The 13,169-nt window shown below is 36.1% G+C and carries 12 protein-coding genes; 8 read left to right on the top strand and 4 right to left on the bottom strand.

Going from position 1 to position 13,169, the window contains the following annotated elements; genetic code table 11:
• Positions 1-106 precede the first annotated feature (106 nt).
• The 3 genes from EZY12_15810 to EZY12_15800 all read left to right on the top strand — a co-directional run bounded on the left by EZY12_15810 (position 107) and on the right by EZY12_15800 (position 4,083).
• The gene (locus EZY12_15810; GenBank protein QSX70693.1) at positions 107-1,825 is read left to right on the top strand and encodes a ShlB/FhaC/HecB family hemolysin secretion/activation protein; all 1,719 of its coding nucleotides are present in this window, start codon (positions 107-109) and stop codon (positions 1,823-1,825) included.
• Positions 1,826-1,884: 59 nt separating this feature from the next.
• Positions 1,885-2,748 carry a CemA family protein gene (locus tag EZY12_15805; GenBank protein ID QSX70692.1) on the top strand — a complete coding sequence of 288 codons (864 nt, stop codon included), beginning with the start codon at positions 1,885-1,887 and terminating at the stop codon, positions 2,746-2,748.
• Positions 2,749-2,832: 84 nt separating this feature from the next.
• The gene (locus tag EZY12_15800) at positions 2,833-4,083 is read left to right on the top strand and encodes a hypothetical protein (GenBank protein QSX66289.1); all 1,251 of its coding nucleotides are present in this window, start codon (positions 2,833-2,835) and stop codon (positions 4,081-4,083) included.
• Between the two features lie 190 nt (positions 4,084-4,273).
• On the opposite strand, the gene EZY12_15795 is transcribed toward EZY12_15800, so the two are convergent.
• Together EZY12_15795 and EZY12_15790 are read right to left on the bottom strand one after the other, a co-directional pair.
• Positions 4,274-4,981 carry a molybdopterin-dependent oxidoreductase gene (locus EZY12_15795; protein QSX66288.1) on the bottom strand — a complete coding sequence of 236 codons (708 nt, stop codon included), beginning with the start codon at positions 4,979-4,981 and terminating at the stop codon, positions 4,274-4,276.
• A 24-nt stretch (positions 4,982-5,005) separates the two neighbouring features.
• Positions 5,006-5,599 carry a cytochrome b/b6 domain-containing protein gene (locus EZY12_15790; GenBank protein QSX66287.1) on the bottom strand — a complete coding sequence of 198 codons (594 nt, stop codon included), beginning with the start codon at positions 5,597-5,599 and terminating at the stop codon, positions 5,006-5,008.
• 364 nt (positions 5,600-5,963) lie between these two features.
• Between EZY12_15790 and EZY12_15785 the strand changes: the two genes are divergently transcribed.
• On the top strand, positions 5,964-7,874 hold the full coding sequence (locus EZY12_15785; protein ID QSX70691.1) for a HAMP domain-containing protein: 1,911 nt from the start codon (positions 5,964-5,966) through the stop codon (positions 7,872-7,874).
• Positions 7,875-7,917: 43 nt separating this feature from the next.
• On the opposite strand, the gene EZY12_15780 is transcribed toward EZY12_15785, so the two are convergent.
• A complete protein-coding gene (locus EZY12_15780) occupies positions 7,918-8,289 on the bottom strand; it encodes a zinc ribbon domain-containing protein (GenBank protein ID QSX66286.1) in 372 nt (123 codons plus the stop codon).
• 285 nt (positions 8,290-8,574) lie between these two features.
• On the opposite strand from EZY12_15780, the gene EZY12_15775 reads away from it, so the two are divergent.
• Positions 8,575-9,108: a hypothetical protein gene (locus EZY12_15775; protein QSX66285.1), complete on the top strand. Its 534-nt coding sequence runs from the start codon at positions 8,575-8,577 to the stop codon at positions 9,106-9,108.
• 55 nt (positions 9,109-9,163) lie between these two features.
• On the opposite strand, the gene EZY12_15770 is transcribed toward EZY12_15775, so the two are convergent.
• Positions 9,164-10,051: an alpha/beta hydrolase gene (locus EZY12_15770; GenBank protein ID QSX66284.1), complete on the bottom strand. Its 888-nt coding sequence runs from the start codon at positions 10,049-10,051 to the stop codon at positions 9,164-9,166.
• 114 nt (positions 10,052-10,165) lie between these two features.
• On the opposite strand from EZY12_15770, the gene EZY12_15765 reads away from it, so the two are divergent.
• The 3 genes from EZY12_15765 (at position 10,166) to EZY12_15755 (ending at position 13,108) form a co-directional block, all read left to right on the top strand.
• Complete coding sequence (locus EZY12_15765) at positions 10,166-10,477, top strand: carbon dioxide-concentrating mechanism protein CcmK (GenBank protein ID QSX66283.1); 312 nt, start codon at positions 10,166-10,168, stop codon at positions 10,475-10,477.
• An 88-nt stretch (positions 10,478-10,565) separates the two neighbouring features.
• Positions 10,566-10,916: a carbon dioxide-concentrating mechanism protein CcmK gene (locus EZY12_15760; GenBank protein ID QSX66282.1), complete on the top strand. Its 351-nt coding sequence runs from the start codon at positions 10,566-10,568 to the stop codon at positions 10,914-10,916.
• Between the two features lie 1,004 nt (positions 10,917-11,920).
• Positions 11,921-13,108: a HetZ-related protein 2 gene (locus EZY12_15755; protein QSX66281.1), complete on the top strand. Its 1,188-nt coding sequence runs from the start codon at positions 11,921-11,923 to the stop codon at positions 13,106-13,108.
• The last annotated feature ends 61 nt before the right edge of the window (positions 13,109-13,169 follow it).

The raw sequence follows: 13,169 nt of genomic DNA, 5'->3' as shown, positions 1-13,169 counted from the left end.
GAAAAAGGATAGTAAAATTAGTTTTTACGTTAGTATTTCCCTGTTTATTATTACAAAATTAAGGTGTGTTAAAAAAGTGAAAAGTAAATTCAAAAGTTCCTACAAAATCATATTTAACCGGTTATTTCTGTTTATTGATTTGGTAATTTTTTTCCCAAATCTATTATTACCAGTCAACGCGCAAGTAATTACACAACCTGTTACACCTAAAGATCCAACAGTATTACCAATTCCCCAACCTCTACCAGAACCCCAACCATTACCCCCTTTAGAAGACCTATTCCCAACACCAGGACAAATTCCTGCAATTCTTCAACCATCATTAGAACAAATTCCAGGAACAATTACAGTTACAGAATTTGAAGTTATTGGTAGCACTGTTTTTAGTCAAATAGAATTAGCTAAAACTTTAGAACCTTTTACTAAACGTCCTATCTCTTTTGCTGAATTAATGAAAGCTCAAGACGCTATTAGTCAACTATATGTAAAATCTGGATATATCACATCTGGAGCATTTATACCTCCCCAAGAATTAAAAAATGGGGTAGTAAAAATAGAAGTGATTGAAGGTGAAGTTGAGTCAATTAAGATCACTGGTTTACAAAGATTAAAAGCTGGTTATCTCCGCAGTAGATTAGGACTAGCAACGAAAGCTCCTTTAAATCAAAATCGCTTGCTTGAGTCCTTACAAATGCTGCAACTTGACCCTTTAATTGCTAATTTATCAGCAGAATTAGCAGCAGGTTCTCGTCCGGGAGTAAGTACCTTAGAAATTAAGGTGCGAGAGGCTCAAGCTTTCTCGACTCAACTAAGTATTGATAATCAAAGATCCCCTAGTGTTGGTAGTGTCCGTCGTCAATTGCAAATCAGTCACAATAATCTTTTAGGATTTGGCGATCGCTTTCATGTAGGCTATATCAATACCGATGGTAGTAACTCCCTCGATGATTTAAGTTATTCACTTCCCATCAACCCCTATAATGGGACTATTAGCTTAAATTATAGTCTAACTAATAGTAATATTATTGAAAAGCCCTTTAACACCTTAGATATCCAATCAGAATCACGCAACTATCAAATCACCTATCGTCAACCCCTAAAACAAACCCCCAACGCAGAATTTAGTGTAGGTTTAACAGCTTCTCGACAAGAATCACAAACTTCGCTGTTAAATATCCCTTTTCCTTTATCTATTGGTGCAAATCAACAAGGAGAAACGAGAATTTCTGCTCTCCGTTTTTTCCAGGAATATACTCAAAGAAATACCCAACAGGTATTTGCTCTGCGGTCACAATTTAACTTTGGAATTAATGCTTTAAATTCTACAATTAATGATAAAGCACCTGATAGTCAGTTTATAACTTGGCGGGGACAAAGCCAATATTTACGCCTATTAACACCAGATACAACTTTATTATTACGCTCTGATTTACAACTAGCTGACCGTCCTCTAGTCCCTCTTGAACAATTAAGTATTGGAGGACAACAGAGTGTTAGAGGTTATCGTCAAGATCAACTATTAGCTGATAATGGCTTATTTGCATCCGCAGAAATGCGTACCTCAATCCTGAAAATACCCAAACTAAAAACCACAATCCAATTATCTCCCTTTTTCGATTTTGGTACAATTTGGAATCACTCTGATTCTGAAGCTAAAATTCTCAAAAAAACTTTATCATCCGTTGGGTTAGGTTTACGCTTTTTAGTTGGTAACAACTTTAACGCTAGAATTGATTGGGGTATTCCCTTAGTTAAGTTAGATAGGACTGGAAATACATTACAAGAAAATGGTATTTATTTCACAGTTGAATATAAACCTTTTTAATTGTTATAGTTGTTGATAATGATCATGGCTACATCTAACCTTAGACTCAAACTAGAAAGATTTATCCTACCGTGAAAAAATCATCACAATCATCTAATAAATATACCTCTTCGCAACCATTTACATTCTTAAAAACTGGCATATTTCCCAGATCAATTGGTAGTACATTCAAAAAAATTCTGAGTGATATATCTCCAAATGCAGATCAAGAATTTATCAAGAAATATCAACTATCCAGACAGCGGACAACTATTGCTGTCAAATTCTTATTATTGCTAATTATTATTCCCCTCCTAACTCATCAACTATCTAAGCAGATATTGATCCTGCCCATAGTAGAAAGTATTAGAAATGGGAACTCTAACCAAATTTTTCTAAATGAGGACATGGAAGCAAAAGCCTTTCACGAATTAAAAATATTTACAGCCAAATTAAAGTTTAAAAGTTTACTAGATTCAGAAGCCGAAATTTCCCAAGAAAATGTAGAATCGAAGATTAAAAAGAAAGCCATAGAACTAGCAGCAGAATTTCAAGCTAAAAGTGCCAACGCTATTAGTAATATATTTGCTGATATTATAGCATTCATTGCCTTTGCATTGGTAATTGTTTTTAATGCAAAAGATATTATTTCTTTTCAACACTTCCTAGATCAAACTGTTTATAGTTTAAGCGATAGTGCTAAAGCTTTTTTAATTATCTTATGTACAGATGTATTTGTGGGCTTTCACTCACCGCATGGGTGGGAAGTAATCCTGGAAGGATTTGCAGAACACTTAGGTTTACCAGCGAGTAGAAATTATATATTTATGTTTATTGCGACATTTCCTGTAATTTTAGACACTATAGTTAAATATTGGATATTCCGCTATCTTAGTCGTTTATCACCTTCAGCATTAGCCACCTTAAAAGAAATGGATGATTAATCGCTTTAATTGGGCATATTGTCCATTGTCAATACTTCTGAGAATGCTAAAATGAAGCATAATCGTTGTTTGTCTTCATGAACTATGCGTATCCTACTTAATCAAAAATTCAAAATCACAGCATTTATTACTAGTTTATTAGTAGTAAGTTTCATGAATAAACAGCCAATTCAACAGCAACAAATTGTTAAAAATTTATCATTGTCCCAAATAGTAAATTCTCCAATCAAAGAATTATCTTATGATTTACCTACAGAAAAACCATCTGATGTAAATATAAAAAATAATCAAAAATCCATATTTTATTCAGTTATCAATGAATGGAAAAAATATCAATATAGTATTAATTCTCATCAGGTATTAAAAGTAGGAAAATTACCAAATAATCCCATAAATTTTAATCAAGTTGATTTATTAACCGTACTCACAAATACGAGAAAATATTTTCAAAAATATTCTCAAGAAGATCCCGATATTCAACGCACAGGCATCTTGGTAACTCAAGGAGTTACTGTTAAAGATATTCTGAAAACATTAGATTTCATGATTGTTGTCTTAGAAGAAGACATTTCTAATAATCGAATAACTCGATTACAAGATCCAAATTTTATTAACGCCAATTTTCGCGTAATTAAATGGTCTGCCCATAACCCAGAAAATTCTCAACAAAAACAATTAAGAATTACCAAATATGCAGCTTTTATTCATCCCGGTTCTCGACAAAAAACTTCTAAATATAATATACCAATCTATGCTATTAACGAAGAAGTAAAGCAAGATAAATTTTACACTAACTATACTAAACAAGATGTTTTATCAGGTATTTATGAACCTGGAGGTAAAGAATTTGGTAAAGTTAAACCTATTGCTTATTTAACTCGCAATGGTTTAGAAGCCGCACTAATGCAGGGAACTGTTTTAGTTAATTTTACTGATGGAACTAAAGAGTTTTTAAACGTAGATAGAAATAATGGAATGTCCTATATTCGGGGCTTAAATGCAACTGCACAAAAGCGTTATTGGTATTTTAAAGAAGTTGATGCAATTAAAGGCTATGGATATAAAATAGATGCCAAAATATCCATAAAACCAGGAGTCACATTTGCGGGAGATATTCTGAATATTGGGTTAGGGAGAATAATTGTTATTGAAGATAATCAAAGTGGACAGAAACGATTAAAAATGGGCGTAATTGCTGATACAGGTGGAGCATTTTTACCTAACCTTTATCAACTTGATTTCTTAGCAGGAACTTTTGCTAGTGAAAAAGATTTTCAGCAATATATTCAAAAATTACCTGAATATACAAATGCCTATATTTTAGTTAAGAAATAGGGAATAGGGAATAGGGAATAGGGAATAGGGAATAGGGAATAGGGAATAGGGAATAGGGAATAGGGAATAGGGAATAGGGAATAGGGAATAGGGAATAGGGAATAGGGAATAGGGAATAGGGAATAGGGAATAGGGAATAGGGAAATGTAGGGTGGGCTTTGCTTCTGATTCCCCTACCTTATGCTTTAATTTAAAGTCCTGCAAACCATTCATAACCCCTATCTTCCCAATAACCTTTAGAAATTGATAACTCATTGGTGAGGGTGACTCGTGTTACCCATTTACTTTGTTTATAACCAAGTTTAATTGGTGAAGCTAACCGCAAAGGCGCACCATTTTCCACAGGCAAAGCTGCACCATTTTTTTGATATGCTAATAAAGTTTGTGGGTGTAAAACTGAAGCTATATCCCAACTTTCATCATAACCATCTGCTGATTTAAAATAGGCATATTTTACCTGAGATTTAGGTTGAGAAAGGGCGATAATTTCCCTCAGACGAATGCCACCCCATTGCACAATTGCTGCCCAGCCTTCTACACAAACATGACGAATAATCATGGAAGTAAGCGGTAAAGCTTGAATATCTGCCATACTGAGGCTAAGAGGATTATTGACCTCACCGTCTACAATTAAACGATATTTTTCTAGATCAATAATTGGTGTAGATTGAAAGCTATTAACTATTAAATTATTTGGTTCAATTTGATGAGGTAAAAATTCTGGAACTGGCTTTTGAGGCTGAAATATTAATTCTTCAAATTTCTGATTTAGAGGTTCAGAAACTGTTCCTACAACATCGGCAAATATGGGTGTACCACAACCACCCAGTAATAAACTCATACTCGATAAACCAGAAATTTGTAAAAACTTTCTGCGGTTAAGTTCATGATTATTCATGTTAATTCCTCAATTTTGATATTTTTATAAAAACATAGATTTTGTAAGAGCATCTCCGCCGACATTCTGCCCCAATTTCCAGTGCAGCCAGACAAATATTACCACCATTGGTACAGAGGCAAAGTGAACAATTCTTAATGCTTGCCAACTGCCAAAAATATCCACTATCCAAGAAAATTGAGCAGGTTTGTACATTCCTATGCCTGTAAATATTGCTAATAATAAAATAGGAATGATTGCTGTATAAATAATTCGATGCCAAGCATAGTTTAAACGTTGGCTATTCTGACTTTTTTGTAATGCCTTGATATCATTCACACCAACAAATCTCTTTTTCCAGCGTTGGGTAACAAAAATATAAATTCCATAGCAGAACAGATTGATAGAAAATAGCCACATAGCTGCAAAATGCCAATCTCTACCTCCAGCCAACCAACCACCTAAAGTAAAAAGGGGAAAAATAGGTAATCCTCCACGCCCACCAAAGACAGGGTTAGCATTGTAAATTTGCAACCCACTGGTGATCATAATAAATAAACTAATGATATTGCCAGTGTGAAAAATTTTGGCAGCGATTGCTTGACTGGGTAGTTTGCGGGGTATTTCAGGATTAGTCATAAATAGAATAGAAAGAATTTAGTCTGGTTATAAGTACTTTGGAAATAATTTACTGAGTTAGAATGTTGGTTTAACTAGGAAAGTCAAAACATTCCTGTTGTTGGATTTAAGATTATTACCTATTTTACATTGTAATAGTCACATCACATAACCTCCGTTTCAACTGAGTTTTCACGATTAATCCAAAAACATAGTTAAATTAAGAAAGAAGCGATAATCGGACAAAATTAATTACCACATTGTCTTTGTGTTCCCTGTTGCCTGACTTCACTCATGAAGTTAATTTTGTCTAACTACTTACTAACACCTATATTTTAAGATGCTGGCTATTTTCATAAATTTCCGAGATGAATTCGTCTCTAGTGTGTCAAAAGCGATAGCTTCCCTGGCGGAAAGCATCGCCAATTGGTGGTCAGAATTCACCCTTCAGACTAAACTTTTAGCCGTCGCTACCTTGATGGTTTCCCTGGTAATGAGTGGTTTGACGTTCTGGGCTGTCAACACAATTCAGCAAGATGCAAGTCTCAATGATACCCGCTTTGGTCGGGATCTAGGATTACTGCTGGCGGCTAATGTGGCTCCCTTAATTGCTGATAACAATCTGACTGAAGTTGCCCAATTTTCCCAACGTTTCTACAGTGCTACTTCTAGCGTGCGTTATATGCTATACGCTGATGAGACTGGACAAATCTTTTTTGGTATTCCTTTTTGGGAACCAGAAGTGGAAAACTCCCTCACCATTAAGCGACATATCCAACTACCAGAAGATTACGCTGGTAATCAAGATCAGTTAATGGTTAGGCAACATAACACCCCCGATGGTGCAGTTACGGATGTATTTGTGCCTCTGATAGTAGATAAAAAATACTTAGGTGTGTTAGCAGTCGGCATAAATCCTAACCAAACCGCGGTTATATCCACTAATTTCACCCGTGATGTTACTATTGCGGTTTTTATCACAATTTGGGTCATGGTGATTTTGGCAGGAGTAATTAACGCTTTAACTATTACTAAACCTATCAAAGAATTGCTAGTTGGTGTTAAACAAATTGCGACTGGAAATTTCAAACAACGGATAGATATCCCCTTAGGTGGTGAACTAGGAGAGTTAATTTTCGGCTTTAATGAAATGGCAGAACGACTAGAGCGTTATGAAGAGCAAAATATTGAAGAATTAACTGCCGAAAAATCTAAATTAGAAACTTTAGTTTCCACGATTGCTGATGGTGCAGTCTTGATTGATAATAATATGCAAGTAATATTAGTCAATCCCGCAGCCAGAAGGATTTTTAGTTGGGAAAGTCTGGATGTTGTTGGTAGCAATATCCTGCATCACCTACCCCATACTGTCCAAATGGAAATATCCCGGACTTTGTATGAAATGGCAGCAGGTGAATGTGAAAGTGCCGAATTTCGTATCTTATTAAAACAACCCGTTCAACGCACAATTCGCATTGTTTTAACCACAGTTCTTAACCTGCAAAGGGAAAGTATTAAAGGTATAGCTATCACCGTTCAAGATATTAGCCGCGAAGTAGAATTAAATGAAGCAAAAAGCCAATTTATCAGCAATATTTCTCATGAATTAAGAACACCTCTATTTAACATCAAAACCTATATTGAAACTTTACATGATTATGGCGAAGATTTAGGTATTGATGAACGCCAGGAATTTTTGCAAACAGTTAATAATGAAACTGATAGACTTACTCGCTTAGTTAATGATGTTTTAGATTTATCCAAACTTGAATCAGGTCGTAATTACAGTTTTGATAAAGTAGATTTACCACAAGCACTGGAACAGACGTTACGTACCTACCAGCTTAATGCTAGAGACAAAGGTATTGAACTCTTCCAGGAAATGACTCCTGATTTACCTTTAGTCCTAGGAAATTATGATTTATTGCTGCAAGTTTTTGGTAATTTAATTGGTAATTCTCTAAAATTTACTCTAGCAGGTGGTAAGGTAGTTATCCGTGCTTATCAACTAGATGCTAATTCTAATTCTCATCATCATGCTGGTAAAGTTAGAATTGAAATTAGTGATACAGGAATTGGTATAGCACCAGAGGATCAACAGGCAATTTTTGACCGCTTCTTTCGGGTAGAAAACAGAGTTCATACTCTCGAAGGAACAGGTTTAGGTTTATCAATTGTCAGAAACATTATTGACAGACATCATAGTCAAGTTAATTTGGTGAGTGAAGTTAGTGTTGGTACTACTTTTTGGTTTGATTTAGAAGTATTTGAGGAAGAAGTTTCATCAAGGAATTAAGAATTTAGAATTTAGAATTTAGAATTAAAATTTCCATGTTATTTTAGGAGGTAAACAAAGTTATTAATAAACAAACTAATAATAAAGCTAGTATTAATAACAAAGTTTGATGGCGTTTTATCCAACTATTAAACCTTGCACTCAGGCTATGATGAGAATTTTGCTTTTGCAGTTTTAATTTACTTTCTTCCATATTTTGATAGAGAGTACAGTTTTGAGCATAGGGATATTGAGGAAAATTACAGGTATGATCAAAGTGATAAGTACAACTGTCACATAAATGCTCATTTTCTGGAGCGCGGTACAGGGGAATACCAGGATGTCCGTAAGCTTTCAGCGATAGCCGACATTGAGGACAAGTAATTGCTTGATTATCAATAATTTGCTGGCAACGAGGACAAGATATAGTAGCCAAAATTGGAAAAGAATAAGTAAGGAAACATCTTGATTTTATCTATTATCTGTCCTCCTGCCAATTCTATGTGAGGTTGCGCTAAATTTTTGTAGAAAAAATACGTAGGGTGTGTTAGCGACAGCGTAACGCACCAAATTATTAATGGTGGTGCATTTGATCATGGTGCGTTACGAACTTCGTTCTAACACACCCTACAATACCTAAAATAATAAAATATCTGATATTTTGTTGTTACTTGACGACGTATACTTGAATAATGACGACGTAATTGGAGTTCATAATATAATGCCTAAAAAAAATCTCTCTAACTTAATACAGGAAGAAAACACAAAATTTATACCTCTGCAAGGTGAACCTGTAATTGAAATTACTGCTGAAGCAGTATTGGAAACACCAATACAAACCACTGATACTGCTATAGTTCCAATTGATAATCATTTAGAACTAGAAGCTAGTATTAAAGAACTACAACAAACAGTTTCTAGATTAAAACAAAAAGAATCTACTCTGATTAAGCAAATTAGTGATTTACAAATAGCTGTTTCTGAAAAGGAAGTATTAGCAGAACGTTTAACAAAAGAACTTTCTCAAACAAAACAAACAGCTTTACAACTAGCAGATTCTAACTCGCAGTTACTAGAACAAATCAAAGTTTTAAAACAACCTAGTGAACAATCTAGTCACCAACCTAGTGAACAAGCTAGTCAAATTGCCAAATCCATTCAATATAAAAAATCCCATAGATCAATTGAACGACTTCAGGAAAAGCCCAATCAAGATAGTGAGGATTTTTCAGCTAATACTTGGTTATATGATTGAATTCAATAATTTATATCCCCAATTTATTTAAGAAGTTGGGAATCTTTTTGCTCGATTAATTACAAAATCCCAATATATGTCGGGCGACAGGTAATGATTGTTCCAAATGGGGAATATGACCACAATCTTTAATCCAAATTAGCTTACTCTGCTCAATAGCTTTGGCAAATTTTGGAGCATCCCCAGTTCCTAAAATTCTATCACTATCGCCCCATAAAATTAATGTTGGTTGTTTAATTGTGGCAAGTTGCGGGAATTTAAAAGCACCATAACCGCCACTTTTGGTAAAAGCAATTAAAGCTTGAGTCCAATTAGGCATTTGCAGGTGTAATTCTCCGCAGCACAAAGCATCATCATTAATTAGATTAGGGTTTTTATATGCGGTTCGACAAATGCGATCGCGCACCTTGGGATTTCGCAAAAATTCCGTCGCCCAATAATCCAAAGGTGGAAAAATATATTTAGCTAACGGCGAATTTCCCTTTAACCCGGCGCTATCCATTAATACTAATTGTTTTACCGCGTCTGGATAAGTGAGGGTAAAATCTATAGCCGCAGCCCCACCCATGGACGCACCCACCAAAATCACGGGCTGATTAATTAGGCTTTGCCAAAAAGAGTAAAGATGGGTTTTAATCGCTTCCGCACTGTAAGCAATTCCCGGTAATCTATCTGTAAAGCCAAAACCCAGTAAATCTACTGCCCAAACTGCATTTTTTTCCGCAAGTAACGGCAAAAGTCGCCGATATTCAAGTATCGAACTATCAAAACCATGAATTAATAAAATCGGTGTCCCACCCTGACCTTGATGGATATAAGTGGTATTAATGGGTTCATTGCTTAAAGAAGTAGGAATCGCCTGACGTTGGATATGTTGAGCCAAAGCGATGGATGTTGGTTCTGTTAATTGCCCAACTGCGGTAGGAAGAAAACTTGGAAACATAACTCTCAGTTTACATCACAGCGGATCATCTCAAGCAATACTCATTAAAAAAGAAAATTGCCCATTTTCTTGTAAAATAAGAATCACTTATCCCTAACGTAGGAGATTAAAGCCATGCCAATGGCAGTTGGCGCAATTGAAACATTAGGTTTTCCCGCGGTTTTAGCATCAGCAGACGCAATGGTTAAAGCTGCTGGGGTCACGATTGTTTATTACGGTATCGCAGAAAGTGGCCGCATGATAGTTGCTGTCAGAGGCCACGTTGCCGAAGTGCAAACAGCCGTAGCCGCTGGAATTGCTGCTGGTGAAGAAGTTTATGGTGGTGAGGTTATTACCCACTACATTATTCCCAATCCTCCGGAAAATGTGGAAACCATCTTACCTATTCACTTCACCTCCAAATCTGAACCTTTCCGTATTTTCTAAGTAAGTTCGCTATCAAAAATTGAAGCATCCCTTCATAAACATAATTTGTAGCAACCTATAACTTTATATTCATAACAGGAGATTAAAAATGTCACTACAGGCTGTTGGATCATTAGAAACCAAGGGTTTTCCCGCTGTCCTCGCAGCAGCAGACGCAATGGTAAAAGCCGGTCGAGTTACCCTCGTTGGTTATATCCGAGTTGGTAGCGCCCGCTTTACAGTCAATATTCGTGGTGACGTTTCCGAAGTCAAAGCCGCTATGGCTGCCGGTATAGACGCTGTGGAAAAGGTTCACGGTGGTACTCTCGAATCTTGGGTAATTATTGCGCGTCCTCATGAAAACGTAGAAGCTGTCTTGCCAATTGCTTACACAGCAGACGTTCAACAGTATCGAGACTCGGTAGAAAATCCCATTATTGCTCCCTCTAATAGAGGTTAATTTCAATTAGTGATTGGTAAGAATTTATTCCTGGGCTACTGTCTCCTAAATTCTGATCACGGATATTACAACTGGAAGTTAACTGAGGTTTAGTGATCTCCGTCATGGTATCCTTCTGATCCAATACGGTTCAGTTAAGTTTCAAATTCTTTGTGAAATTCATTTTTTTTAACCTATCCCTTACGGGAGCCGTAGGCATAACGCTCTAGACGCAGAGGACGCACCAGGGAAGAAAAAATTCTTAACTGCACTGTATTGATTTATAGTATTATCTGAAATAACGAATCAATTAGGAGTTGTTCTATTCTAGTAAATCACTAAATTTAATATTGAAGTACAGATAAACGACAATAAATATTTACCATTCAAAGTAGGCTTAAAGCTAATTATGTCAGGTTTTTGATTTGTAGAAATTAAAGTCAGGAATTTATATATTAGTCTTAGAGGTTGTTTTAAAAGTATTATTCTGTAATTTTTATCACAGTTATACCCCACCCTAACCCTCCCCGATGTGTTGGGGAGGGGACTAGATTTTCTTGTTTCCCCCCAATACATCGGGGGGATTAAGGCTGACAGGTGTAGGTTTTTAATATTCTCTGTAAAGGCAAGACCGGGAAGACAAGGAAGGATAGTAGACAAGGAGGATTTTATCCACAAAATACTCAATTCATGGATTGTTTTGTTACTAATTATACATTCATTTGTGCGGTTTTCCTCCCTTGTCACCTTGTCTACCTTGTCCACCAAGTCTTATCCTCAAAACAATGTAAAAAACCTACACTTGTCAGGGGGATTAAGGGGGGGTAATAAATATTTGATACATCATCAGGGACTTTTAAAACATCCTCTTATAGTTGCCAAATTTATCAATTAATTCAGATTTTCAGACAATTTCCCGAAAATTGGCAACTTATCAATAGAAAACTACGTCTTAAATAATGATTCTTTTTGTCAGGAAAAGATATTTATCCTAGATAAATGACCAGTTCCATATATTAATAAAAATGGCGATTGTGATGCCAACTTTACAACAGAGTTTCGAGGAGCGCAATATCGCTATGACAGAATATGGGGCAAATTTAGCTGAATATTGGCAACAGCGACTAACCACAGAATGTCCAGAACAAAGTCAGGCTACTAGACAAAGTATTGTTACCTGGCTTTTGGGCGTAGATTTAGAACGATTTGATTTACTTAACCCGAAAGAACTCGCAATTGCTGAACAAGCAATGGAATATCGCTGGCGAATTCTGCATAAACGCTATTTAAGTATGGGCAGAGAAAGGGCTTATCGTCAACTTATTAGCCGGTTGGCTAGTGTTGTTGCTATTAGAAATAAAATTCAGACTTGGATATCTCTCAGCCGCGATCGCCAACGGAGTGTAATTGATGTCCTCCAAGAAGTCCTCCAAGAACTACTCCAAAGTGATTCCTATATTCAACAACAAATGAAGCAGATTGCCGCATTGACAACGGACAAAAGATTGCGGGATACGTTGTTATTTGCCAGCGTCGAAGAATATTGTTTACGCCCAGTTCGTAATCAACCAATATTAATGTACCGCTTTGTTAACTACCTGCGGCGAATTCAGCGAGGAGGTTTAACACAAGTACCTAGCAGTGAATTAGTTAGACTTGTTTCTGAAGAAATTCTGGCAGAAAATAACGATAGTCCGATTAACTTAGTTGATAATCAAGCGATCGCTAAATATCAAGAAACCCAACAGCTAGAAGAACAACAAGCTAACCGTCAACGCGTACAGCAAGAATTTGAAAAATATTTATTAGAAAATATTGGACAACTAGCAGTAGATTGGTTGCGCTTATATCTCCAAGGCAAATCCCAAGAAGAAATTGCCAAACAACTCAACAAACCTATCAAAGAAGTATATCGTCTGCGGGAAAAACTCAGTTATCATGCCGTGCGAGTCTTTGCCATCAAAGGCCAATCAGAACTAATTGATAACTGGCTATCCACCTCCTTAGAAGAACATAATCTAGGACTAACAGAAACCAAGTGGCAGGAACTTCCAGAAAAAATCACCCCTTTAGGACAACAAATCCTCAACCTCCGCAAAGCCGGTAACTCCATAGAAGCGATCGCCCAACAGCTACAACTCAAAACCCATCAAGTTCTAGGTGAATGGACAAAAGTTTATCTTGCAGCCCAAACTCTGAGAATTGAGAATTAACTGTAACAATATTTTTTTCTCACACCCACAATACAAAGTATAAAAATAGCTTTATATCAGT

It is taken from the genome of Dolichospermum sp. DET69, from assembly GCA_017355425.1.
GTDB lineage: Bacteria > Cyanobacteriota > Cyanobacteriia > Cyanobacteriales > Nostocaceae > Dolichospermum.
Note: the sequence above shows the minus strand (reverse complement) of the source record. Positions and strands in the feature narration are given on the sequence as shown.